This window comes from Maribellus maritimus, assembly GCF_022267315.1.
Lineage (GTDB): Bacteria > Bacteroidota > Bacteroidia > Bacteroidales > Prolixibacteraceae > Draconibacterium > Draconibacterium maritimum.
The window spans coordinates 197,395-223,345 of record NZ_JAIKLE010000006.1 but is presented as its reverse complement, the minus strand read 5'-3'; the positions used below and the strand labels follow the sequence as shown (position 1 = coordinate 223,345).

At 38.7% G+C, this 25,951-nt stretch carries 16 protein-coding genes; 6 read left to right on the top strand and 10 right to left on the bottom strand.

The window, feature by feature from the left end:
* Positions 1–43: 43 nt before the first annotated feature.
* Both K5G00_RS07885 and K5G00_RS07880 read right to left on the bottom strand, forming a co-directional pair.
* Positions 44–1,276 (bottom strand): 3-deoxy-D-manno-octulosonic acid transferase, encoded by a 1,233-nt coding sequence (locus tag K5G00_RS07885; protein ID WP_238765595.1) that lies wholly within the window; start codon positions 1,274–1,276, stop codon positions 44–46.
* Between the two features lie 19 nt (positions 1,277–1,295).
* Positions 1,296–1,985: a lycopene cyclase domain-containing protein gene (locus tag K5G00_RS07880; RefSeq protein WP_238765594.1), complete on the bottom strand. Its 690-nt coding sequence runs from the start codon at positions 1,983–1,985 to the stop codon at positions 1,296–1,298.
* A 203-nt stretch (positions 1,986–2,188) separates the two neighbouring features.
* Here K5G00_RS07880 and K5G00_RS07875 point away from each other — a divergent pair, with 203 nt between their 5' ends.
* Complete coding sequence (locus tag K5G00_RS07875; RefSeq protein ID WP_238765593.1) at positions 2,189–3,697, top strand: hypothetical protein; 1,509 nt, start codon at positions 2,189–2,191, stop codon at positions 3,695–3,697.
* A gap of 21 nt (positions 3,698–3,718) precedes the next feature.
* On the opposite strand, the gene K5G00_RS07870 is transcribed toward K5G00_RS07875, so the two are convergent.
* The 7 genes from K5G00_RS07870 to K5G00_RS07840 form a co-directional block, all read right to left on the bottom strand.
* Complete coding sequence (locus K5G00_RS07870) at positions 3,719–5,248, bottom strand: glycoside hydrolase family 30 protein (protein WP_238765592.1); 1,530 nt, start codon at positions 5,246–5,248, stop codon at positions 3,719–3,721.
* Position 5,249: 1 nt separating this feature from the next.
* Positions 5,250–7,370 carry a glycoside hydrolase 5 family protein gene (locus tag K5G00_RS07865; protein ID WP_238765591.1) on the bottom strand — a complete coding sequence of 707 codons (2,121 nt, stop codon included), beginning with the start codon at positions 7,368–7,370 and terminating at the stop codon, positions 5,250–5,252.
* A 103-nt stretch (positions 7,371–7,473) separates the two neighbouring features.
* A complete protein-coding gene (locus tag K5G00_RS07860) occupies positions 7,474–10,716 on the bottom strand; it encodes a glycoside hydrolase family 2 TIM barrel-domain containing protein (protein ID WP_238765590.1) in 3,243 nt (1,080 codons plus the stop codon).
* A gap of 207 nt (positions 10,717–10,923) precedes the next feature.
* Positions 10,924–11,484, bottom strand: a complete 561-nt coding sequence (locus K5G00_RS07855) for a hypothetical protein (RefSeq protein ID WP_238765589.1) — start codon at positions 11,482–11,484, stop codon at positions 10,924–10,926.
* Positions 11,485–12,387: a zinc-ribbon domain-containing protein gene (locus tag K5G00_RS07850; protein WP_238765588.1), complete on the bottom strand. Its 903-nt coding sequence runs from the start codon at positions 12,385–12,387 to the stop codon at positions 11,485–11,487.
* Between the two features lie 3 nt (positions 12,388–12,390).
* A complete protein-coding gene (locus K5G00_RS07845; protein WP_238765587.1) occupies positions 12,391–12,996 on the bottom strand; it encodes a zinc ribbon domain-containing protein in 606 nt (201 codons plus the stop codon).
* Between the two features lie 11 nt (positions 12,997–13,007).
* Positions 13,008–16,832 (bottom strand): hypothetical protein, encoded by a 3,825-nt coding sequence (locus K5G00_RS07840; protein WP_238765586.1) that lies wholly within the window; start codon positions 16,830–16,832, stop codon positions 13,008–13,010.
* Between the two features lie 117 nt (positions 16,833–16,949).
* On the opposite strand from K5G00_RS07840, the gene K5G00_RS07835 reads away from it, so the two are divergent.
* Positions 16,950–17,366 (top strand): hypothetical protein, encoded by a 417-nt coding sequence (locus K5G00_RS07835; RefSeq protein ID WP_238765585.1) that lies wholly within the window; start codon positions 16,950–16,952, stop codon positions 17,364–17,366.
* Here K5G00_RS07835 and K5G00_RS07830 read toward each other — a convergent pair.
* Positions 17,343–18,671, bottom strand: coding sequence for a cysteate synthase (locus K5G00_RS07830; protein WP_238765584.1), 1,329 nt, complete (start codon positions 18,669–18,671; stop codon positions 17,343–17,345). The two genes, K5G00_RS07835 and K5G00_RS07830, sit on opposite strands and share 24 nt — an antisense overlap.
* A gap of 353 nt (positions 18,672–19,024) precedes the next feature.
* On the opposite strand from K5G00_RS07830, the gene K5G00_RS07825 reads away from it, so the two are divergent.
* The 4 genes from K5G00_RS07825 to K5G00_RS07810 all read left to right on the top strand — a co-directional run bounded on the left by K5G00_RS07825 (position 19,025) and on the right by K5G00_RS07810 (position 25,881).
* Entirely contained in the window at positions 19,025–19,609 is a 585-nt protein-coding gene (locus K5G00_RS07825; RefSeq protein WP_238765583.1) for an RNA polymerase sigma-70 factor, read from the top strand.
* 103 nt (positions 19,610–19,712) lie between these two features.
* Positions 19,713–20,672, top strand: a complete 960-nt coding sequence (locus K5G00_RS07820; protein ID WP_238765582.1) for a FecR family protein — start codon at positions 19,713–19,715, stop codon at positions 20,670–20,672.
* Between the two features lie 146 nt (positions 20,673–20,818).
* Positions 20,819–24,310 carry a TonB-dependent receptor gene (locus K5G00_RS07815; protein WP_238765581.1) on the top strand — a complete coding sequence of 1,164 codons (3,492 nt, stop codon included), beginning with the start codon at positions 20,819–20,821 and terminating at the stop codon, positions 24,308–24,310.
* A 20-nt stretch (positions 24,311–24,330) separates the two neighbouring features.
* Positions 24,331–25,881 (top strand): RagB/SusD family nutrient uptake outer membrane protein, encoded by a 1,551-nt coding sequence (locus K5G00_RS07810; protein ID WP_238765580.1) that lies wholly within the window; start codon positions 24,331–24,333, stop codon positions 25,879–25,881.
* The last annotated feature ends 70 nt before the right edge of the window (positions 25,882–25,951 follow it).

The window sequence follows — 25,951 nt, the reverse complement described above, 5'->3', positions numbered from 1 at the left end:
TTTTAAGAAAAAAAAACAGGCGAGAATTGTTAAAAAAAAGCTATTATTTAAATACTTTTTTTATGATAAGTGATGTAGAGCCAATATTTTTTGCAACATAATTTTTACTGATTTTTGAGGCTTTTTTTAACGCTTCATCATCGTTCAACAAGGAATCCATAATGGTTTTAAGCTGATAAAAGTCATTAATTGAAAAGGCTCCTCCTTCGGATTTTAAGTCGACTGCTTCTTTAAATCTTTGATGATTGGGTCCAAAAATTACCGGCAGCCCAAAAGTTGCTGCCTCTAAAATATTATGAATTCCTACGCCAAAACCACCCCCGATATAGGCAATGTTGCCGTATTTATATATAGAAGATAAAATCCCTATTGAATCAATTATTATAACCTGAAGATTTTCGACCTCGGAATTTTTAATCTGACTAAACCTGGCTACAGGTTTTTTCAACATTTGTGTCAACCTGTTAATATTTGCCTCCGAAACCTCATGGGGGGCGAAAACCATTTTGGCTTCCGAATTTTGGTTGATAAACTCTACAAGCAGCTCTTCATCAGGCTTCCAGGTACTTCCGGCAACAATTAGCGGCAAATTTCCCTTAAACTTTTCAACAATTGGAAAATTTTTGAAACCTTTTGCAATGGAGGCAACCCTGTCAAAACGGGTATCTCCCGAAATCGTAAAATTATTTACTCCTACCATTTTTAACAATTTTGCCGATACCTCACTCTGAACAAAAATGTGTTCAACTTTAAAAAGCATTTTTCTATACCATTTTCCCCAGGGTGTGTTTTTAAAAAAATGCTGGTTTTCACGAAAAATAGCAGAAACAATAAACAGCGGAATATTTCTTTTTTTCAATTCCGAAATATAAAAATGCCAAAATTCGTACTTTACAAAAAATACTTTTTCGGGTTTCAGAAGATTTAGAAAGTCCTTCGCATTCCGTTTTGTATCCAACGGCAAATACATCACAATATCCGCCAGTTCATAATCTTTACGAATTTCAAAACCAGAAGGAGAAAAAAAAGTAAGCACAATTTTACAGTCAGGGAACTGCTTTTTTATTTCTTCAATAAGCGGTCTTCCCTGTTCAAATTCACCCAACGAAGCACAGTGCATCCATATATACCTGGCAGTACTGTCTACCTTCTCAGATAAAGTTTTGCGCCAATTTTTTCTTCCCCTTACAAATAAGCGTGCTTTTCCGCTAAACAGCGACGAAATACGCGCAAAGAAAGCGTAAAAAAGAATTCCGGTTTTATAAAAAAGAATCATGCCTGAAAAGTTTAAACCACTAATAAAATCGTCTTACACTCAAATATTCAAAAATGGTAATATTCATCAAATGAATAAGGAAGAAATAACCCAAATCTTCTATCGGGATAGAAAAAATAAAAACATTCAAAATATGGTCATAATTAAAGGTTACTACCGGCAGTCCCGTTAAAATTCCTCTGAGAATCAAAAAAGGCGCAAGTGCAAACAAATAGGAAAGATAAAATTTAGGATAGTTCTTTTTAAAATTATTGCGAAAAATAGTGTAGCCAAAATAAATTGTAAGCAGGAAAAAAGTAAAAAATGTATATAAATCTTTCCGGTAAGAATAAGCGACCAAAGCATAAACCACAAGCAAAACCAGACTCAACACCACAAATATATTTGGGCGGGAAGAACGGATAAGGCGAATTTTTAATACTTCGTAAATGTAAACACTAAAAAACGGAACAACAAAAAAGAACAACCACTCTTCCAGAGGAAGCTGCATCAGTGAGATTCCCAGTAAATAACCGGGATTAAAACTCCAGATGCCCAATTCTGTAAAACGAATGTCCCAGATGATAAATATGGCTCCGGTAAAGAGCATAGCAGGGAATAAATACTTCATTTTCCCAATAAAACCGTCTTTTCTTTTTAAACTTATTCCAACAGTAACAAAAAAGAAAACAGCAAGCAACGCCGCATATATAAAATTTTGTAATCCCATGCTTTTGAATTTGGGCCAAAGGTAAAGGAAAACTGGAATTACCAGAAATAAAAAATTCAGAAAATTTCTCTTCTGCAGGGGCGGCATGCTCTTTCGCTTTATAAAAAAAACAAAACTCAAAGCTCTGATTCAAAATGATTTTCAACTCTTTCTTAAATTTCTTATTTTAGTCAGAACAACATCCACAATTTAATATCAAAGCTATGAAGCGTATTGTTAATTTCCTTTTCATTTATATTTTGTCTCCGGTCTTTTTTATTGGCCATCCAAACGGGGTGACAGCTACAACTCATTTTGCAAACTCTTCTCAACTTGAGAATAAAGCCCCGGATAAAAAACTCCGTAACAGAGATAAAAACACTTCATTTTTTTCTCTGAACAAAAAAAATCCCCATTATTTTCTTTTCAGAGGAGAACCGACTATTTTAATAACTTCTGCTGAACACTACGGAGCAGTCATAAATCTTGACTTTGATTACCGGGTTTATTTAAAAGAATTAAAAAAATACGATTTTAATCTTACCCGGTTATTTATTGGAAATTATGTTGAAAACGTTGGTTGGTTTAAATATCCCCAGGATCAACCACTTTCTCCTGCTTCCAATCGGTTAATTGTACCATGGGAAAGAAGCCGTGAGCCGGGTTACATCAACGGAGGAAATAAGTTTGATTTATCCAGTTACAACCCGGAATATTTTAAACGATTAAAAGATTTTATAGAGCTTGCCGGAAAATACGATATTATTGTGGAGATTGTATTGTTCTGTCCATTTTATAACGATGTGCTTTGGGAATACAGCCCGTGGCATCAAAAGAATAATATAAATGATATAGGAAATTTTAAGCGCGATACTGCGCTAACCCTCAACAACGGAAAACTGCTTGAAGTGCAAACCGGGTTGGTTGATAAGATTGTAAGCGAACTTCGTTTTTATGACAATATTTACTATGAAATCTGTAATGAACCCTATGTGATGGGCGTGCCGGCCAATTGGCAAAATTTTATTATTGAAAAAATTATCGAAGCTGAAAGCACATATACTAACAAACACCTCGTTGCAGTAAATATACAAAACGGCACAAGTCAGCTTTCCAATCCAAACCCGCACGTCGACATTTTTAACTGGCATTATGCCTACCCGGAAGAGCGAACGTTAGATGACGATATTGCCACATTAAACTATCATTTAAACAAACCAATTGGCAATGATGAGACAGGAATGACAACCGACCCAAATTTTTATCGTATGGAAGGCTGGGAAACGATACTTGCAGGATGTGCCGTTTTTAACAATCTGGATCTTTCCTTTCTATCGACCGACGAAAAAGGAAAAACTGCTCCTAAAGCAGTAAATAGCGGAGGCCCTGTTTTAAGAGAATGGCTAAAAATTCTTAAGAACTTTATTTCTGATTTTGAGTTTATTCAAATGAAACCTCAAAATAATGTAATCGAAACTGCCAGTATTCCGAAAGATGTAAGAGCTCGGGTTCTGGCGGAAACGGGAAAACAATATGCAATTTACTTTAGAGGCGGAGAAGGCAAAATAAATCCCCAAATAAAACTGCCGGAAGGAAAATATCGAATAAAATGGTTAAATACCAAGACCGGGAAGTTTTATAGCAAACAAAAAATTGTTCATCCCGGTGGAACTCTAACAATTGAATCTCCGGTTTATTTAAAAGATATTGCTTTGAGTATTACCTCAAAATAGAACTCAGCAACTTCTGTGTGTTTATTTGATCAACACGGTTGAAATACTTTTGGCGGGAACAGAAAATGTACCTTCCTCTTGTTTTACTTTAACAGGTTGCAGATCGTTTGACTCTGATGTCTCATAGATTTTCAGGGACCCGATTTCCCCAACCTCCAAATGTAAATCAACTGCTTTTTGCTCTGCGCTTCGGTTGATAACGACAAGTACCAAATCTCCTCCTTTATTTTTGTATGCTGAAGCTTTAATCTCTGGTTCAGAATTTGTTTGCACAGAAACCCGCTTTGCACCGGGCCTTACAAACCGCGAGAAATTGCCCAGGCCCCACAACAATTTTGAGTCGTAAATCTCACCACCAGTTTCGTTTTTGTCGATGTAAACCAGGCCGTCTTTAAAATCATACGGACTAACTGCCAGCCACCAGTGCCAGGCGCTTGCATTGGCTATGGTTAAATCGGCATGAATAACGTTGGCAACAAACAGCGCAGTTTCCATTCCCAAATCACGGCCATTTCCAACAAAACCATCATTATCGCCAAGAATGCAAAATTCACTCATCCAAAATTCCAGGGTTGGATCTACATGTTGGATTTCTGCATGAACTTTTGTTCTGACATCTTTCAGAACGTTATCATTTGTTGTCGTGAAATAACTGTGCCCGGCAATTTTGTGCGCCATATTCGGAACGTCACCTACATAGTTTTCGGAGGCTGGCGAAAAGAATTGTTCTATCTGAAAACCCCTTTCCACGTCGTTTGCCTTTTCATAAAAGTGATTCAGCTGTCCGGCTTCTGTAATTTCAATTTGTGTAGACAAACCTGCGTTTTTTAAATCGGGTCCTAAAATCCGGCACAAATTTGCAATTTCATTGTTTCTCCATGGAGAACCTTCCTGACCGCCTTTCCAATCCCACTGCGGTTCGTTTACCGGTGAAAGATAATCAAACAAAACACCTTCATTTTTTTGAATATTTTTAGTCACTTCCACAAGAAAATTACTGTATTCAGGAAGGTTTTCTTCGGTTAGGTTCATTGAATTTCCCCCGGAAGAAAAAGCTTTTCCGTTTTTTGTGAGCACTACAGGCGGACTATTTACAAAACCGATAAACGTTTCCACCCCGCGTTGTTGTGCTGCGTTTAAAAACCAGCGTTGTCCGCTTTGTTTTTGCCAGTTGTATGTTCCGTTGGGTTGCAAAAAGCTCTCGGCACGTCGCCAGGAATCATCAATTCCGGTTTTGTCTTCCAAATCGGCGCTGCCACCACCAATGTTAAACCGCCAGCAACTCAACCCAATTCCCCTAAGAGAACCATCTTCATTTTCTTCCAAACTAAACAGAAGGTCTGCCACTTTGTTTTTTTGGACTTCGGGCCAGTTGCCAACAAACTGGCAACTCCACGCGTCGGAGGCGCCAAAATTGTGAATGGTTTGAAAGGTGAGTTCCTGATTTATTTTTATTTCAACCGTTTTACCATTTGGGGTGGTTCCTGATTGTGAGTTACAACTCAAATTCAAAAAAGAAAATATACCGAGAATAAATATGAACTGTTTCATTTTAATAATGGATTGGTGGAATTTTTTCGATTATTTCATTAAAAGGCTGTTCAGTTCCACTAGCAACTTCATACATCTTTTGATGTGTCTGTTTTACTGCTTCGATCAACTCTTTGTAAGGATTATTACAAATATCCATAAGCCCGATATTGTAATTCTCGCCATCGAAGCGGCCAAAAACCGGCTGGTCGAGCCATTGGAAATAGTGCATCCCAATCAGTTCCGGTCGGGCGAGTCCCTGTTCAATATAATACCTGTAGGCTTTACCCCGGTCGCTCTGGCTTAAAGCTCCCTGAATTCCGGTGGCAGGCAATCCACGGTCAGTAGCTCCAAAATGAAACTCGCCAATCATTACCGGTTTGCCGCTTATTTCTGCGATTTCAGCCGTTTCCGGCGGTCCGGGATTTCCGTAACCATTAATGGAAAATACATCAAAACGTTCGCCCGCTTTGTACAATAAATCGGAACTCAACCACGCGTAACGCATTCCCAGGTTCAGGTGGTTTGGATCCACTTTTTCTACCTCGTCGCAAGGTACATTTACATATTTTGCAACCAGGATTTCAGAAAATTCCCAAAAATCTCCCTTTGCTTTTTCCGAAGGATAATCATCAAAAACCTGTTGAGTGAGCGTTTCAAAATCCGGTAGATCAAGATTCCAGGCTGAGTTCAGCTCATCAACAGAAGCATATTGCACTGACAACCATTTCGCAAACGTATTTTTTGATTCTGATGGCTGAGTTGTTGCAAACATTTCAAAAGCAATATCGTGCGCACCAAACGCCCAGTTGGGTTCGTTGCGTAAAAAATATCCAATTAAATAGGAATCATTTTTATACTCGTTAAGTTGCAGGGCAAATTCTTTTGCATTATTCTCGTACTCTTCAGCAAAAACATCCGGGAAATCGCGATACAATAGTACTTTGGTAGATGGGAAACGCGACAAAGGAAGAACATAAGGAATTCCTGATTTACGTGCATAATCAACATCCGACCAGTTTCCAATTGTGTTAATTCCAAATTCCCGGATTTGCCCGGAAGTAATGGTTTCCCAGTTTTCGCGCCATTTTTCACCAAAAACGCGCATCAGGTTAAACTTATAAAAATCAACCTGCTGATGTTCTCCCCTTCCGGAAATTCCGTCTTTGTATAGTTCATCATTTTCATCGGGGAGCCATGCAAATAAATCTTCCTGACCGGAACTCACTCCTGAAGCAGTGTAACGGATGCAATCCACTCCAACGGAAACAAACACATAACCTTCCGGGTCGACCAGCCACCAACGATTGCCGTCATTGTGTGTGCGAAAAAAACCAGTAGCTTCAAACTTTCTTTCTTTCCAGCCTCCGTATTTGCTCCAGTTTTCAGGAAATGTAATTGTTTGAGCAGACGCCAGTTGACCTTCAAGCAAAGTTTCCAATTCTTGTTCATTTTTGGTTTTACCGGGCCAGTCTTTTACCGTCCACTGCCCAAATTTATCTACAACCGGTTCCTTCACTGGTGAGAATGGCTCCGGTTCTTCATTGGTCAGATACACAGCTGCGACTTCAAATTCGGGCATAAAATGAGGTTCCATCCATGGTCCAAAACGAAGGATAACTTTTGAGGTTTCTTCGGGTTTCATTCTGTCTCCCAAAACGGTTCCTTTTAACTGGCGGGGAAAACGGCGCATAAAAATTTCCTGACCATTCAGATGTTCCAGCGGGAAAACCATCTTTGTTTTTAATTTTGGCAGAACGCCAATTTTGGCCGACATTCGTGGTGTTCCGTCCTCGTCACCTGCTTCGGTGCCACTTTGCGTTACAATGTTTCCGGCTCCTCTTTCATTTCTGAAAAATTCAACATTCAGTACCGCACTAAAATCATTGTCGTGCCAGATTTCGCAAATCAGGTATTTGGCGTTCTTCCATAAATCAGGATCAGTTCCTTCCCAAATGGTAAGGCTTTGGTCGTCGTTTGTTGGAGTAATTTTTAGTACATTGCCTTCAAAACCAACACCATTTTCTACGACACTGATTTGATTATTACTTTTTTGAATTTGCTGAATGTCGAATGTTGGTGAATTCTCGGTTGCACAGGAAAAAAGAAACAACACAATAATAATGACAATAGTTGTTTTCATCAGGACTGGTTTAGTTTTGTTCAAAGTTAAAGAAATAAAAGAACAAAGGCGCGAAGCAACAAGGAAATCCCTGTCACTCTGCGCCTTTGTGATAAAGAGAAATTTATAATTTTTCTTTTGCTATTTTTAATGGATCATCACCTGTTAACATTCCCCTCATTCGGAATGAATAGCTATATTCTTCACCTGTTAAACGGTATTCATCATGGGTCCAGGCTCCCCAACTGTTATCACCGCCAACACCCATTTGCATGTAATCGATATTTACTGAAGTTAAATCACGTGGTTTTACATCGGTGGTATGACGGTTCACCACAACATCACCATCCTGCTGACGTCCGTCGGTTCTTTCCATCGATTCAAAATCTTCCTGCAAATTATGGTGTGCACTAACTTCAAGCAATGGCATTCCTTCAAAGAAAAGTCCGTTTCCGCTTCCATCGGTTATGGCCAACCAGCGCACATCGGTTTTATTACCGTTTTCCTGCGGACGCAAATATTCCCAGTACTGTTCCGCAACACTTCCGCTGTACAAACCAACAAAAGCAGCTGTTTTTCTGTCAACATAACTTTCCTGAGGACCGCGGCCCAGCCATGTCATTTGGTCAAAATTACGTGGCATTATCATGTTCATACCCATTCTTACAATTTCGGGTAATTCTTCTGCAGTCATTTTGAAATGGTTGGTTACAACCACATCACCGGAACCATATACAGTATATTCGGTTGTATATTTTGCAATTTCCTCACCGGATTCATTTACCAGGTTAAAATCAAAAATCACATCTACGTCGTTGTTTCCGCCGGCGGTAGTTATGTTTGTATTTCTTCCTCCCTCCTGTACACCCTCGCCGTTTTTATTAATGGTAACCGCGTCCACTTTTCTGTTTTGCCCGGCTTCACGCCAAACTCGACTCCGTTTGTGGAGATTGTTTCCAAAATCGTTATCGATGGGTGCACGCCAGAAGTTTGGAACCAGCCCACTTTGGATATATTCAACATCGCCTCGTTTAAAGCTGGTAATAACACCTTCATCGGTATTAAATGTAACAGAAAAACCTTCTCCGGTAACGGTAACCTTATTGGCATTTTCGCTGGTGGTAAGCGGAGGCATTTCAGCAATATTTACTTTTTCAACCGGAACATAAGCCGGAAGTTCAAATTGTTCGGCAGCCAATTCTGTTCCAGCGTCAACCAGGCTCCAGTCTTCTTTTAATTTTGCGTGTACATTTAAAAAGTATTCCACCCCCGGCTCCGGTGTTAAATCATAATCAAGTGTAATGTTTTTTGATTCTCCCGGTTCCAGATTCAAAGCACCAAGATCTCCAGCGGCAATAACTTCACCATCGCCAACCACTTCCCAGACAAATTCAAATTTTAAAAGATCTAGAAACGCGAATTTATTTGTTACAGAGATAGTACCTGTTTTCAAATTCACAGGTTTAAAACCAATGTATTGATATACTTTTTTAACTTCCAGAAGATGAGGTTTTACCCCGCGATCCGGATCAACCAATCCGTTCAAACAGAAGTTTCCATCGGAAGGAACTGTATCGGGGCCAAAGTCGCCACCATAAGCCCAGAATTCTTCTCCTTCATCATTAGTGGTTAACAATCCCTGGTCAACCCAGTCCCAGATGAATCCACCCTGTAAAACATCGTGTTTTTCAATTACATCCCAGTAATCCTGTAAATTACCGACACTGTTACCCATGGCATGGGCATATTCGCACTGAATCAGCGGACGGTCGCCATTTTCTTTTGCAAAACGTTCCATTCCGCGAATTCCCATATACATCGGACAGAAAATATCAGTGTTCCTGTCTAACCCGGATCTCTCATACTGAACCGGGCGAGTTGAATCAACGGATTTCAAATAATCGTAGGTAGCATAAAAATTCACACCGTTTCCGGCTTCGTTACCCAACGACCAGATTATTATACAAGGTTGATTTTTATCGCGTTCGAACATATTTTTTGTACGATACAAGTGGGCTTCTTTCCAACTTGCATCTTTGGCCAGAGATTCTTCTCCGTAACCCATTCCGTGTGATTCAATGTTGGCTTCATCAACAATGTACAAACCGTACTTATTGCAGAGTTCATACCATAATTCAGGTTCCGGGTAGTGCGAGGTACGTACTGCATTCAGGTTATGTTCCTTCATTATTTTAATATCAAGCAACATGGTTTCCTTATCCTGTACATGGCCGGTTTTATCGTTGTGCTCGTGCAGGTTTGCCCCTTTCAGATAAACATACTGACCATTTACCAGCAGTACCGAATTTTTTATTTCTATGGTACGGAAACCTACATCCTGCTTAAATACTTCAATTGTACCTTCATCGTTTTTGAGCGTAACAATCAATTGATACAAATTTGGAATTTCTGCCGACCATTTTTTTACGTTCGGAATTTCTGATTCAAAAGAAACCGTTCCGCCGTTTGAAGTCTCTGAAAATTCTTTCACAACCTCATTGCCGTCAGAAAGAACGGCTTCAACCGTTGCATTTTCGTTGTTTGCCAATTCCACTTCAAGGCTAAACTGCCCGTTTGTATAGGTTTTATCCAATCCTGAGCCAACTCTGAAATCAGCAATATGTTGCGGATTTCTGGCTTCGAGATAAACGTCACGGGTGATTCCGCTTAGTCTCCAGAAATCCTGATCTTCCAGATAGGAAGCATCGCTCCAGCGGAAAATCTCAGCGGCCAGTGTATTTTCACCTTCTTTTAAATAAGAAGTAATGTCAAATTCAGCCGGAGTTTTGCTGTCTTCGCTGTAACCCACATATTGTTCGTTAATCCAAAGATTTAAGTTTGAACTAACAGCGCCGAAATGAATAACGATTCGTTTTCCATCCCAATTTTCGGGAATGGTAAATGTTCTTTTGTAGGAACCCACAGGATTGTAATGCTCCTGAATTACAGGGGGAGTCCGATCGTGCGGATATTTAACGTTGGTATAAATCGGGTAATCGAATCCTTCCACTTCCCAGTTAGCCGGCACTTTAATTTCGTCCCAGTCACGGGTATCAAAATCGTTTTTAAAAAACCAATACGGCCGTTCCGAAGGTTTTTGAGAAAGGTGAAACTGCCAGGTTCCGTTTAACGACTGTAACATTGGCGATTGCCATTTGTCTTCGGTTAAGGCCTGTTCTTTTGTTGCAAATGGAATAAAATGAGCATGTGGTTCCACTTTATTGATTTGAAAAATCCCCTGATCTTCCCAGGGTTTTGGATTCGGTTCTTCATAGGGTACATTGGAATAATCGGTGTAGCGGTTACACGATATCATCCAGACACTTAATATTAAAAGGACTGACATTTTTAGTTTTAATCGATTCATGACAAAATTGTATTATTATGTTGATATATATTCTTTTATAATTAAAGACGTGTAAAATCATAATAGCACCTACAAAGCGCCTGCTGATTTTTATTATTTTAAATTTAACTACTGATTATAAGACAAATAACAGTTTTTCAATACTACAAAAATGCAAAATATTTCTTGAAACTTAATACCTGAGATTTGTAAATAAAAAAAGCAAAACTACTTTAGCAGAGGGCAACCACAGTTTCTGCAAATGTCTTCCTTAATATCGTGTAAAAATGCACAGGCGTTACAAAAAACGATATCGTCTCCGGATTTATCAAACTTTTCGTACGAATTTAACCCACCGTGATGCCGTACTTTGTCGCCAATCTTGTAATAATTAAAAACAGTATCGTCGTCTTCGTCCCTTATTTCACGAATCAAACCATTTTCTGTTTTTATAAGCACGGTATAAACATAACGTTCGGCCTTCACTCCCGGGTAGCCAATATCTTTTTTGGTCTTTTTTTCTTTTTTGTCAATTACCACACCGTCCCAGGTTTTATTGTATTTTTTTGATTTCCCTGAAAAAAAACCAATCACCAAAAACATCAAGCCAATTCCCAATCCAATTTGCAATGCCTCCGGATTATCCATTTCATTGCTTGTTTCTCCGTAGATATAAAAACCAACAATTGCAAGCGCTGCAATTATCAGGGAAAATAAAAATCTCCACTTTTTTGTATTTTCCTTGTATTTGTTAAAAGCCTGGTCTTGAATCTTCGGGGAATAGGCCATTTATTTTGTTTTTAAACGAACTGTAACACTTTTTAAATCCAATTCTGCAGGAGCAGGAATATTAAGCTCTTCTGTATTTTTGAATGTCCGGTCGTAATAATAATACTGAATAAAAAGTCCGTGAAAGGGTTTTTCAATAATTTTCACTTTTTGAATACCTGAAAGTGGAAAATCCCAGTTGTGAAAAAAACCATTTATATATGCGTATTTTTGACCGAGTAAAACCATCCCATCAGAATTTTTATTTTTTGAACGGTAGTAAGTCGGCATAACAAGTGCAAAAAAAGCAACAAGTGCAATAAGAGCCAGCATAACCAAAAACATGGCGCCTTTTCCTTCATCAATAAATAAAATGAATCCTCCGAAAACAAGCACAATCAAAATTGTAGTAATTCCTAAAATCGCTTTGTTTTTTGATTTTTCATTTTTAAACAGGAAATCGACATAATCTGATTTTTGCTTATAACTGAGTTGCCAACTTGCTATTACATTCTCGCCCGAAATCAAAGTATCCATTTTTTTTGCCCGGCTTCTGAAAACAAGTGCAACTGTGAGTCCTGTAACAGCAGCAAAAATTCCGATTAAGGTGACGGCAAAAACGCCATATAAAGGACTTCCTTCTGTAAATGTGAGAACAACAAGCACAAAAGCAATCAAAAGAATCATCAGCGAAACTGTAACCGGCTTTCGTTGGCTGTTTTTAACTTTTAGTTTGCGATTAATTTTTTGAAAATCGATATTCCCTTCCATCGAAATAAGTTCTTCCTTTTTCTGTTCAAGAGACGGTTGCTTAACTACTGGTTCTTCTTCTATTTTGGGTTCCGGTTGTTTTATCCCACAATTCAGGCAAAACAGGTCGTCATCAGCAAGTTGTGTTCCACAGTTTGTACAAAGTTTAGCCATATTTTAGTTTTTATTTCCGTTAAAAAGAAGTTTAAAATCGACAAAAAATAAAGCAGCAAAGAGCAGTGCGGTAAATGTAAAGTTTTGTGCCATTACGCGCTGGTAAATTAATGCAGCCAGGAAAACCAATTGGATTACAACAATAATTTTTACCAGCCAGCTATAGGGTTTTGCTTTTTTCTTTCTCGTAAAAGCTATTACCAGAACAATCACCGAGAAAAGCAGAATTCCAAGTACTTCGTTAATGTGGTAACCCTGAATTACCAGTATAATGTTTACAATGAGGTAAAGCCATGTCCAAATAGTAACACCTCCCGAAACATCGTTTTCAACTGCCGGGTTTGATTTGCTTTTTGGCTTTACATTATTTCTGGTTTTCTCAGCAACTGTTTTTCCTTTTTCAACCCATTGCGAAGCATTTTTCTGAAAAGAAGAAGTTGCCTTGCTTCTCATGCTGCTTTTCAGTTGCTGTTCAACGCCTTTAACCATTTTTTCTTTATACCCTGAAGTATATGCCTGGCTTTGTGTGGCAAGAATTTTTGTTCCGCAGGCAGGGCAAAATTTCGCCCGGGTGATTAGTTGCTGACCGCAATTTGTACAAAATGCCATAGTTTTTCGAATTATTTAAAAGCGCTGTCCGCCGGGTTTTTTGTATTAAATTTCTTTAGCTCTCCAAATGATTTTTGCATGTCTTTTGCCACATGTTGTATGTTTGAATAGTGCAAATCATTCAACTTTTTATTCAGGTTTTGAATATAGTCAGGGCTGGCATTTACATCCACATGGGCATCCTCAATAATTTTCATTGCCTTTTCCAGTTTTTCAGGGATCTGTTTGATTTTTAAATCCTGACTTTCGTAACCTTTTCGTGCGCCTTTCAATGTTTTTACAGCTTTTTGAGCCTGTGCAAATGCTTCTGACTCCGAACCACCATTGATGGCATTATCAACTTTTGTTTTATACATTTTCCCGGTTTCTTCGGCATCGTACAACGTAGTTTTTCCTTCTTTTACTTTTGTAATATTTGAAGGATTAATATCCATTTCTCCGGTTTCCGGGTTAAACACATGATCGGAATTATCTTTGCTTGATTCTGCATCAAAACGGTCGGTACCACGTTGCTGGTGTTTTTCAGCCCACTCCAAATCGTCAATTCCATCAGGCTTCCCGGTAACATCGCCAAAAATTTCATACGATTTTTTGAGCCAGTTGTCTCTTTGCACTTCAATCCATTTTCCATTACCATCGGCGCCTTTCACCTTTCGGAGTATACGGTAATCACGGTCAGTATTCACGGAACTATTCTCTTTGCCCGGTGTCCTGAATTCATCAATCTTTATTTCGTCCGGTTTGAGATGGTAAGTTTCCGATAAATATTCTTTTAAACGCGCATCGTGTTCAGCATATATTTTTTTTCGCGAGCGAATAAATATTTCCTTCATTTTCGGGGTTCCATGATTTTCAATGGTCCGTACTTTTGCCGGATCTCGCATAATTTCGAGCAGTTTTTTCTGATCAATTACTTCCTCTCCGTCAACTGTTTTTACTTTTTGCATCATGTCATTCAACACTTCATCAGGAGTAATTACCTCGTAATTTCTTTTCAATGCTTCACGATGAAGTTGTGTCGTAATTTTTCGCATGATGAACTCTTCCGCCAGTTGCCGTCCGGTAATTTTTGCTGCTTCAACTACTGACTTTGTCTGGTACAGATTGAATAAAAATTCACAACTGATAAAAATAGTCCAGGCCAAAACGCGGTTGTTTTTCACCACGAGTTCAATATTTTCGATGCTTAAGATTCTTCCTTTCGCAGTATTCAAAAGTAGAGGCATAATACTGTCGAGCTGTCTCGAAGCAAAAACATCCCAGCCTTTTTCCGGTTCATAAATATAGAAATTGAGGGCTTCAATCATTTTTGCTTTTATCATGCCGGCGGCAGTTGCACCCATTCCTTTAAGGTAAAAGGCAGCCAGTGCATTGAAAGCAATGTCGCCTGCCCATTCTGTCCATTCCAATGTTGTGGTAATGGCATTGGCCCACACCTCTACCGATTTGTATCCTTCAGCACCTTCAGCAAGAATGAGGTTGGAAGCTACTTTCCAGATGCGATTTCGTAATTCGGTGAGTCCTTCGGCGCCAAGAGTCATTTTCCGTAATTCCAGAATATCATGTAATTTATTCCTCGCATCGCCGGCAGGAACATAATTATTTATTACATATTTGCATTCTTCGTAGGCTTTTACCCAGTCGGGGAACTCTTTGCCTATTCCATAAGTTTTAACCTTAATGCTAAGATTTTTTTCAAACAACTCCGGTTTTTCTGAATCTCCTGAATCTGCTTTAACCAAATAATTCAGCGTGTAAACGTCACCGGTTCCCGGAATATCTTCTTTTGTGGAAAAATGATATCGCCCGTAAGGAATATTGGTAACCAGACCAGAAAATTCAAATTCGGGTTGAAGGACACTCGCCAGGTTAATTATTTCAGCTTCCTCATTTTGTAATTCAAATTGAATTTCAGCCAACCCGCTTTTATCTGCTATTACCTGGTTGGTTTGTTTATTAAAACGATAAAGTGCAATATCCAGATTTTCCTCAAAAGGCTTATCGGCAAGAATATGAATTTCATTGTTTTTATTAACACCGTGTTTTACAATCAGTCCTTCCTGCGAAACCATAATATTCAAATGGCGTTCCAGTGGTTTTTCGTCGCCCTGTGCAGCAGAAATAACAAGTGTTTTGCTGATTACCGATTCTCCCTCGCCTGGTTTCATCAGCGGCCCGGAAAGTATGACCGATGCCCGGAATTCTCCTTTTTTCTGAATTTCAATGGTTGTGAGAGGATCTGTAGGATCAATGCCAAGCCTGTATTCACCACTAAAATTCCAGCCTTTTTCTTCTCCGGCATTTTCTATATAAACATCAAAACTAATTTCGCTCATTTCATCTGAAACAGGAAAGGTAGCTTCCTCTATTTCAGTATCCAGCTTACAATCGAGCAGTTTTATTTCCAAATCATGTTGCAAAGGTGGTTCACCTTCGGGAACATCGTCCATATAAAGGGTTAAGAATACAGAATCGGGAACATTGCTTGTTTGTTTGTTCGGATTTGGATTGGTGCATCCCATGTTAATCAAAATTACTGAATCTTCAAGCACCGGCTCCGAAATATCAATCCAATCGCTTTGCGGTTTGAATCTGATTTGCTCACTAAGTTCGGGGAGTGGCTTGTCGTTTTCATCTAAAACCTGGGCGCTGATTGTAATAATCTGATAAGTATCAGGCCTGAGAGAGCGCTTGTTATTTGGTAACGTTTCTAAAGTAATCCGTTGTTCACCCTCTGTCTGAATCCGTACATTTTTTTGAAATTCCTTTCCTTCAGCAATGGCCTGAACTGTAATGTTAAATCCCTTATTTTGAGGTTTATCTTTTAAAATCAACTGTGCAGATAAACTTCCGGTTGCCTGATTTGGTGTAATCTGTAACGTTTTTTCTGAATTTATTATCCTGATTTGAGCGGGGTATTTTCGCTTACTTTTGGATGTTATTTTATAAACAACTGCTTCCAAAATCTCTGGTTTTTCAGCTGAAATTTTAAAATTCTCTTTGTTCAGGTTTAGAATATATTTTACTTGTTCCTTTTCCTCCTTTTGTTTCTGTGTTGTTTTTTCTCTTGATTTTGATTTTGCAACAGGTTTTTTCCTGAATAATTTTCTTGCCAGGGCAGCTGCACCACCAGCGCCAATTAGCCCTATTACCACTTCCCAAGGCACATCTTCTCCTTCTTCATTTTCAGAAGCAATTTCTCCAACATCTTCTGACGATTGAGCTTCTCCTCCGGCTGGTTCACCCACACTAAAATGCAGCTTCTTGACAAAATCCAACACTACCTGCCGCATTTGTGGCAATTGTGTAGATTCAGTATCCCCTTCATGATAACCATTTCCGTTTATCCGAATACTGATTTCGTGCGGATATCCCGGCACCCTGAAATTAAAAATCTCCTGATAACTTCCTACTGTACCGGTAATTTCCCAGTCTCCGTTTGGCGGCACACGCGATTCCTCCTTTAACAATCCGATGTATGCAAAATGTTCGCATTTAATACCATTTAAGTTAAATTGGTCTGAAACATTTGTAACAACTATTGGATAGTTCTCCTTTACATAATTAAAGTCGACCATAGGTTTTTCACCAAGTACAAGTATTTCGCCACCTGCAGCAGAATATCCTTTATTGGCATCGCTAAAATTTAAGTTTGTAAAAGTAAGTGTCCACACAAACTGATCGCGTATTTTCCATTTACCAATGTCTCCTTTCACCGTAATTTTAAGCACTTTTGAACTGTTCCCTTCAATGGGAAATTCGTACACTTTTTCCTGAGCCTGAGTAACAAATAGAGATAAAACGAGGAAAGTTAGGACGAGGATTATTTTTTTCATAAGGTCATTGCAAGTAAATAATAAAAAACAGCAATTCTCTTCGTAAATTTAGTATATCATTTTATAGTTTACAAAAGATATTTAGTGTTACTTTGAATAAAACAAAAATGATTTTCAATGAATCGTAGTAAACATAAAAATAAATTTGGCAAATGGCTTATTTTTAGCATTGGTTTACTATTTACAATTTATTCATTGTTTTTGCTGACGCTTGTGTTGTTTGGAGAAGACAAACAGGCTACACTCACCAGTTTCAGGCAGGAATACGGAGAAAGGGATGAAACCATCCGAAATCAATATACTTATGAATTTGCCTACGAATTTGTGGTAAACGGAGAAACATATTCAGGAACCGGACAAAAGGTCGGTTCTCCGGTATTTTTAAAAACCGGACCTGGAACCACGATTTCTATTAAATATTTAAAGTGTTGTCCTTATTTCAATTCGCCTGTTGAAAATAAAAAAACCAGAATAAACATCCTGGTTTCATTATCAATAGCTTTGCTTTTATTATGGTTTTTCAGAAAGATGTAAGTCTGACTGATGTTTAAAAAGTGCATCTACCTTTTCTATAACATCCTCCGGGTTGGGATCAATATCAAAAACAATCTCAGGTTCCAGATGATAAATTTTCTTTTCCTGTTTAAACCTATGCTCACCGCCACCTGTGATATTTAACATGATTAAATCGTTTTTACCAACTGTTCCGTTTTTAACGGATGACACAAGCGTTGCCGTTGCAACTGCTGCTGCCGGGTGAATATCATTCCCTTCCTTTTCGAGAAAAATTTGGCCAGCATCCCTTGCTTCCTGGTTGGTTGCCAGCAAAACATCGCCACCTGTTTCCTTCAACGCATCATACAATCCACCAAAAATCGGATAGGGCGGTTTCCTGTTCGACAATACTTTTGCATCAATTTCTTCTACCTGTTTTCGCGCCACATGATCAACCAAAGGTAACATAGCCCTTGAATCAGCTTTCCATGCATCATATAATGGAATAAACGGTGTATTTTGCGAAACCATAAGTTTCATCTTATTGTTCCCAAACCGGCCATCCTCAAGTAAACGGAGGTTTGCTTCCCAGGCAGCAATAGCACCTGTTCCACTTCCCACCGCCTGAAAATAATAATCAGGGATCTCACCGATGGTAGTTACTGCTGAAAGTACAGTGGTAGCCATTCCGTCGCGGCGTGCCACATTTTTTGCTCCTCCTTCCGGGATAAAGTGCTCCATTCCCGCAACAATATTTGACAGATGAATCGCATCAAAATAGTCTGAACCTGACCGGCTGCAAATCAGCTTTACACAGTCATTAATGGGCTCATCAAACCACAACGCACCAATATTATCTTCAGGAACACAGATAATAAGCGGAATATTATTCTCGGAACAAACTTTCGCAAACGCCCGGGATGTATTTCCGGCTGAAGCAACAACCAGAACTTTATCCATTTCAGGAGTCATTCTGCCGCAAACCGAGTAAGCTTCGGTTTCTTTAAAAGAACCTGTTTTTATTGTTGCACCTTTTTCGGGCCAGTATCCGCTAAATGTTATCCAAAGATTTTTCAAACCAAGTTCAGCAGCCAGTCCTTCGCTCTTATAGGTAACCGGTGCTGAAGAACCCACCAAAGTCCGGCTAATGGGTAACCAATCGGCGAATTTGTAAAGTCCCCACGACTCATCTTTTACCTCAAGCTGTTTTTTTTCATACACGGCCCTGATTAATGTTGGTTCGATTTCTCCAGGGGCATCCAGCAGCCAGCCACTATCATTAAATATTTTCCCTGTCTTTACAGATTGTAACTGATAATTGGTTTTTGCAAATGTTTTATCCATTATTTCGCTTTTGAAATGAACTACCTCACAGCAGAACTGAAAAGGCATCAAATTCGGAATTCTTCTATTAACGACAAAAACATCGAAATGTTAAATTCATTCGTCCCGACGTATTCAACCATCGGAATTCGTTCAACCAACAAATATTAAAATTTGAGTTTCACGAATAATGGGACAAAAATAACATTTTGAGCGTGGATTAAAATATCATCTTATTTTTTTCGCTGAGCCGTAAAACAAGAACGCAAAAATTAACAATACGGAGCAATAAATTTTAGCCACAAATTTCCTGAAAACAATCAGCAGTAGCTTGTCTAATTCTACTTTTTGTATATTTGACAATCAATTTCACTATGGTTCACAAAGACAAAAGTTTAAATAAAATTATAACAAAACTCTCCGGAGGTGACAAAAATGCTCTGGATGAAATTTATAATTATTATTATCCAAAACTTTATGCCTTTGCGAAAAGTTTTCTAAAAGTTGACGATGACATAAATGATATTTTACAGGAAGTTTTTGTAAAACTTTGGCTTAACAGGCAGAAGATAAAAAGTGTTGACACTTTTAATTCCTACCTGTTCACCATTACCAAAAACCATATTATTTCTTACTTCAGGATAAAAAGCAAAAACCACGAATTCGAAAGCCGCCTCAAAGAAATTGCAAGTACTGAACAAACAACCGAAATTACTGATATTGAATATAAAGAGATAAAAGGTAAACTCGAAGATATTATTGATCAGCTACCTGAAAAAAGAAAAATAATTTTTAAGCTTAGCAGACAAGATGGACTCTCACACGCAGAAATAGCAGAAAAACTTGATATTTCGATAAAAACAGTAGAAGACCATATACGACATGCGTTAAAGTTTATTAAAAAACACATGAAAAGCTTCGAAACCATAGTTATTCTTTATATTTCACTCTTCCTATAGTTTTACCTTTTCCAAAAAAAACCTCCAGATTTTTAATTTTTTTTATCTCCCGGGCAGGGGTTGATATAAAATCCTACGTATTACACTTGTTAAAAATAATTCAATGCATCAAAAATTTAAAAAATACATTTCCAATTCATGTACTTCGGAAGAATACAACGAGGTAAAGAATTTTATCGATAAAAAAGAAAATGATGTTTTTATTGACGGATTGATGCGTGAAACCTGGAAAGATGTTCTTACCAAACCCGATATTATTTCACCAGACCAAAACTTACTAAACCTGATTCACCACAAAATTGCGTTAAAAGAAAACAATCCAAAACGGACAGTACGAATTTACCAAATTATTTCAGCAGTGGCAGCTGTTCTTATCCTGGGATTCATTTTCAGTATCTTTTTCTATCCAAAGCAAATACAAAACGATATTGTTACTCAAAATATAAGTACACCTTACGGAGGAAAAACTCATTTTTCACTTTCCGACGGAACAGAGATTTGGTTAAACTCCGGTTCTTCAATCAGCTATCCAAGCCGGTTTTCCAACACAAGGGAGGTTACACTAAAAGGCGAGGCCTATTTTAAGGTAACGCACAATTCACATCCTTTTATCGTTTCCGGAAATTTTGGGGAGATTGAAGTTCTGGGAACCGAGTTTGATGTAAAAGCATACGATGGAGAACCATTTGTCACAACACTTGTAAACGGCTCAATACAATACAGAAATAAAAATAATCAGGTTACTTTAAAACCGGGTACGCAGGTAACATTTCATCAAAATAAAATGCTTACCCACAAAGTTGAAACAGAAATTTACACGTCATGGAAAGATGGAAAATTAATCTTTAGAGACGAACCGCTTGAAAATATTGCAACCCGCTTGGAAAGATGGTACAATGTAAATATCGAACTCAAAGGTGAAGAGATTAAAAAGCTGAGATACAATGGAACAATAGAACTCGAAAGTTTTAGCGAAGTACTTGAACTCATTAAAGTTACTACGCCGATTCAGTATTCATTTGATCGTGACACCCGAATTTTAAGTATCTCAGCCACTAACTAAAATATTAACAATAAAATTGAACCATTATGAATGTAAAAATGTCGGATAAAAATTCTTCTTAAACAGAAAAAAGGTGGAAACCGCCATTTCCACCTTTTACAGACCAATTCTGAAATAAAATTAGTCAAAACTTCAAAAACAAATTTATGAAAAAAATTCAAACCAGGTATGGAATTTTACCATACCGTCAATTTCTTATGAAAATGAAAATCACTGTGTTATTGTTTATGATTTCGATTGTTTCTGTAATGGCAGTCGATACTTATGCACAATCTACCCGGCTTACGCTGCAATTAAACAACCAGGCAATTGAAGATGTATTGGAACAGGTTGAAAATCAAAGCGAATTCCGTTTCTTTTACAACGAAAAAGTGAATGTAGACAAAAGAGTCTCGCTCGATGTAAAAAACCAGACTGTATTTGAAATTCTCAACAAAATTCTTGAAGGAACCAATATTGAATACCAGGTTATCGGAAGACAAATTGCATTGTATAACAAAGGCGATAATGCAAATTTCATATCAGGCTCCCAACAACTTCAAATCTCTGGAACTGTTACGGGTAATGATGGAGATCCGCTTCCGGGAGTTTCGGTAGTGGTTAAGGGTACAACAAACGGCACCGTTACAAATATTGATGGATTTTACACACTTCATGCAGCAGGAAACGATATTCTGTTGTTTTCTTTTGTTGGAATGAAAACTCAGGAAATTCAGGTAAATAACCGAACTACTTTAAATGTTACGCTTGAGGAAGATGCGATTGGTGTTGAAGAGGTTGTGGTAATTGGTTACGGAACCCGCCAAAAAAAGGATCTAACCGGAGCAGTTTCTCAAATCAACTCATCGGAAATAACAAAACAAAACTCTTTATCGCCTGAACTGGCTATGCAGGGAAAAATGGCAGGGGTGTACATCAGTAACCCTGGTAGTGACCCAACAGCCAGACCAACCATCCGAATTCGGGGGGTAAGCACACTTGGATACAATGACCCTTTATATGTAATCGACGGAATTCCTTTAACGGAAGGTGGTGCTGCTTCATCAGACAGTCGCGACCAGGATTTACGAGGTTCGGTTAACGTATTTTCAATGATCAACCCAAATGACATTGAGTCAATTTCAGTTTTAAAAGATGCATCAGCAACTGCCATTTATGGTGTGCGGGCATCAAATGGTGTAATTCTGATCACAACAAAACGGGGAAAAGAAGGAAAAGCACGGGTTGAAGTCTCGGCCAAATATGGTATTCAAAATATTTATAAAAAATACGATATGGCAAGTATTCAGGATTATATCAACTGGAGCCTGGAGGCGAAGGACAACAATCCGGCATACACAACAGACCAATATTTCCCGCTGTTCGATTCTTCTTCTGAATATTATATGGGTAACAGTAAAAATTGCACCAACGACTGGGTAGACGCAGCCCGGGTTGAAAACGCTCCGATTCAGGATTACAATATTTCAGTATCGGGAGGCAACCAAACCTCAACTTATGCAGCAGGAGCAGGATATTCAAATCAGGAGAATGCGATGTTTTATAATGTATTCGATCGTTATTCATTATTTTTTAATTCTGACCATCAACTTACAAAATGGTTAAAAATTGGCGAATCGTACCGTTTTATTTACACAAAAACCGACTCGAAATCCGGTACCAGTTTATCATCAGCCATGTTTGGCGTCCCGTGGCAACCGGTTTACGATGAGAGCAATCCGTACGGATATGCGGTTCCGGGAAGGGATATAAATGGTACATTCTATTCTTACGGATACGGTGCAGCCACCCGGACAAATTTTTTAGGAACAGCAGAGTTTAATAAAAGCAAACGAGATCTGTTAAGAAACCTCGGAACTGTTTATGCAGAGCTTTCTCCGCTCCCCGGTTTGCGCATAAAAGGAACAGTAAGCTTCGACTATTATACAAATGCCAGAGAAAGCTATTCGGAAATGGAACGCGGTTTATATGAGGTAGCCCGGGGAACTGTTTATCCCAAAAGTACAGGAAATACTTTTGGGAAAAGGGTTAATGAAAATATCAATATTGTAAAGGAATTTTTGATTGGATACAACAACAGCTTTGGGAAACACAATTTCGACCTCATCCTTAATGTTATGGATCAGCAGGTAAAATGGAACAATACGCAAATGTCAATCGACGGCGAGTCTCCAATTACCGACTGGGAACAACGCCGCATTGAAGAAGGCTGGCCAAACGAAAACAAAGGACTCTTTTATGAAAGAAACTTGTCGGGGTTACAAGGTTACATGGGAAGGTTGAGTTATAATTTCGACAGCAGATATTATATTGACGCCACTGTAAGACGCGATGGAACCTCAAAGTTTGGCCCTGGTTACAAATGGGGAACTTTTCCGTCTTTTGCAGCAGCCTGGCGAATTTCTTCCGAAAAATTTATGGAGGGATTTGAATGGCTCGACGACCTTAAAATTCGCGCCGGATGGGGACAAACCGGAAACCAGGAAACACGTGATTATGCCTTTCTTTCGCTGGTTAATATGAACCCGAAAGCAGGTTTTGGAAGCGGAGACGACGACGGTGAAGGTATTATTTATCCGGCTTCTGCACTTGGCGATTTCCCCATTGAAGATATGAGTTGGGAAACAGTTACCACATCCAATTTTGGGTTTGATGCAATTTTACTGGATAACAAGCTTTCTTTTACAGCAGAATATTACAACCGCCTGACAGATGGTATTTTACAAACAATTAGTATCCCAAAAGTTATCGGGGCTTTAAATAGTCCGGTGGTTAACCTGGCAAAAGTGGAAAATAAAGGTTTTGAATTCCAGGCAACCTACTCCGATAAAGTGGGTGAAATTGGATACAATATTTCAGCCAACCTTACAACAGTAAAAAATGTTGTTAAAAAGTTATATAACGGCCAGCCAAGTACAGACGGAAATAGCAGGATTGAAGAAGGGTATTCGATCAATTATATTTATGGCTACAAAACCGACGGCATTTTTCAAACCACACAGGAAGTTGAAGAATATCAGTCTCAAATTTCCGATGCCGGTCACGATGCACAAAAATCTCCGGGCGATATCATTTTTAAAGACATCCACGGCGCTCCGACTGATGCTGATCCGGAAGGAAGTTATGTACACAAAGAACCCGATGGAAAAATTGATGCCTACGACCAAACCTACTTGGGAAAAACCATTCCGGGATACTACTATGGTATCAGCTTAAATTTCGACTATAAGAATTGGGATCTCAATCTCGACTTTCGTGGTGTTGGCGATGTTCAGAGAATAAATACACTTGGAAAACAGAGTATCAGCGGCTTTGGCAGTAATTTTGTTTCGGACTATAAAAACCGCTGGACAGAAACAAATCCGGGCAGTTCAATTCCAAGAGCAGTACAAAGCGACCCTGCAGGCAACAACCGGATTTCTGATCGCCACGTAGAAGACGCCGGATTCCTGCGTTTTCAAAATTTCCAGATTGGCTATAACTTTTCAGGAAACGTAATTGAAAAAATCGGATTAAACAACTTGCGTTGCTATGTTTCCGGATCAAATATTTTTGTCATATCACCGTATTCCGATCTCGATCCGGAAGATATTTCCACACCAACTACCTTCTCGTTGGGTGTTAATTTAAGTTTCTAACAACAAATATGAATACCAAAATGAAAAATATAAAAGTATCATTTAGTTTACTGTTGATTTTTATAATCTCACTGATTTCCTGCGACGAATCAACAATCGACCTGGTCCCTATTGGAAACACTGAAGGTTCTTATTTTCAGAACGAAACCCAAATGGAAGAGGCCATTATGGGAGTTTATCAGAAATTATCGTTTTTCTACGCTTTTAGGGGAGGGCAAAACAACAATGTTGCTCCGGTATGGCATTTACCAGGCGATGATTTAACTACAAGTGCAAACTACGCATTGGAAAATTTTTCAGGGTTAAACGGAAGTAATGGTCAGTTAAGTCTTTTTTACGATTTTGCATATCAACTGATTGCAAGGGCAAATACAATGCTTCAGAAAATTGAGGAAAACGGTGATTTTGCTTATTCAAACCAGCCCGAATTAAAGGATTACCACAAAGGAGAAGCTTTATTTCTAAGAGCTTACATGTACTTGCAGCTCTGGAATGCTTTTGGAACTGCACCTTTGATCACCGAACGTATTGTAAATATCGAAAACGCTTATCCTCCAAATTCTCAGGGGACAGAGTTGTTGGATCAGGCGATTATTGATCTGCAGGAAGCCGCACAATTACTGCCTGATAGCTGGTCTGCTGAAATGAAAGGCCGTGTAACCAAAAACTCCGCACTTGGTCTCCGGGGAAAATGTTTGGTATTTCGGGGATCGGTAAACAATACCAATGAAGATTTTACGGCTGCAATTTCAGATTTTAATATGCTAAGCGGAATGAGTCTCACTCCTGTTTACAGTCAGAATTTTGATGTTTCTTATGAAAACAATGAAGAGTCTCTTTTCGAATATCAGGCAAATTCCTCACCCGGAAATGTGAACCCATTTGTTGGGGGTGCAGGCGGAAACGACGCATTTGCTGTTATTGGCGAAATTGCTGCTTACTACGGTTTTTTCACACAAAAACCATCGTGGATTGGAAATTCATATTATACAGCAACAAGTTCAATAAGAAATGCATATGAAGAAGGCGATCCCAGAAAAGACTATAATTTGAGTGCTGATGCCGAAGAAGCTTTAAATGTAAAGAAATACATAAAGAACACAGCCTATGCAGCAGGTTGGGGAGGTGAAGGAAATGAAGTCAGTATAAATAATCCACGAATTTTACGCTATGCCGATATCCTTCTTTTAAAAGCGGAAGCCATAGTTCGCTCCGGAGAAAATTTGAGTGAAGCAATCTCAATCATTAACGAAATACGGGAAAGGGCGAGAAACTCCACAGAGGACGAAACTCCGTCTTCCATTCCGGAAGATAAAGATATTTCTGAAAGCGATGCAGATGTTGTTTTGGAATGGGTTTTTGAGGAACGCAGACTCGAACTGGCTTTTGAAGAAGGACATCGTTGGTGGGATTTAAGACGTCGCCACATGGCAGGTGAAATTGATTTAAAATCACTGGATTTCCAATCACTATTGCCCGATTTTAGTTTTCAGGACGACAACATCAATTTTCCCTTGCCGGAAAAAGAAGTAGTAGAAAATCCGAACATGAATCAAAATACTGGCTATTAGTATAGTTTAGCTTTTCGGAGGGGCCATACGGTCCCTCTTTTTTACTATATTTCAAAAGTCATTAATTTTC

Bases quoted from the DNA above. Each gene is read 5' to 3' on its own strand.
- K5G00_RS07885 (WP_238765595.1), bottom strand. From the start codon at position 1,276: ATGATTCTTTTTTATAAAACCGGAATTCTTTTTTACGCTTTCTTTGCG.
- K5G00_RS07880 (WP_238765594.1), bottom strand. From the start codon at position 1,985: ATGGGATTACAAAATTTTATATATGCGGCGTTGCTTGCTGTTTTCTTT.
- K5G00_RS07875 (WP_238765593.1), top strand. From the start codon at position 2,189: ATGAAGCGTATTGTTAATTTCCTTTTCATTTATATTTTGTCTCCGGTC.
- K5G00_RS07870 (WP_238765592.1), bottom strand. From the start codon at position 5,248: ATGAAACAGTTCATATTTATTCTCGGTATATTTTCTTTTTTGAATTTG.
- K5G00_RS07865 (WP_238765591.1), bottom strand. From the start codon at position 7,370: ATGAAAACAACTATTGTCATTATTATTGTGTTGTTTCTTTTTTCCTGT.
- K5G00_RS07860 (WP_238765590.1), bottom strand. From the start codon at position 10,716: ATGAATCGATTAAAACTAAAAATGTCAGTCCTTTTAATATTAAGTGTC.
- K5G00_RS07855 (WP_238765589.1), bottom strand. From the start codon at position 11,484: ATGGCCTATTCCCCGAAGATTCAAGACCAGGCTTTTAACAAATACAAG.
- K5G00_RS07850 (WP_238765588.1), bottom strand. From the start codon at position 12,387: ATGGCTAAACTTTGTACAAACTGTGGAACACAACTTGCTGATGACGAC.
- K5G00_RS07845 (WP_238765587.1), bottom strand. From the start codon at position 12,996: ATGGCATTTTGTACAAATTGCGGTCAGCAACTAATCACCCGGGCGAAA.
- K5G00_RS07840 (WP_238765586.1), bottom strand. From the start codon at position 16,832: ATGAAAAAAATAATCCTCGTCCTAACTTTCCTCGTTTTATCTCTATTT.
- K5G00_RS07835 (WP_238765585.1), top strand. From the start codon at position 16,950: ATGAATCGTAGTAAACATAAAAATAAATTTGGCAAATGGCTTATTTTT.
- K5G00_RS07830 (WP_238765584.1), bottom strand. From the start codon at position 18,671: ATGGATAAAACATTTGCAAAAACCAATTATCAGTTACAATCTGTAAAG.
- K5G00_RS07825 (WP_238765583.1), top strand. From the start codon at position 19,025: ATGGTTCACAAAGACAAAAGTTTAAATAAAATTATAACAAAACTCTCC.
- K5G00_RS07820 (WP_238765582.1), top strand. From the start codon at position 19,713: ATGCATCAAAAATTTAAAAAATACATTTCCAATTCATGTACTTCGGAA.
- K5G00_RS07815 (WP_238765581.1), top strand. From the start codon at position 20,819: ATGAAAAAAATTCAAACCAGGTATGGAATTTTACCATACCGTCAATTT.
- K5G00_RS07810 (WP_238765580.1), top strand. From the start codon at position 24,331: ATGAAAAATATAAAAGTATCATTTAGTTTACTGTTGATTTTTATAATC.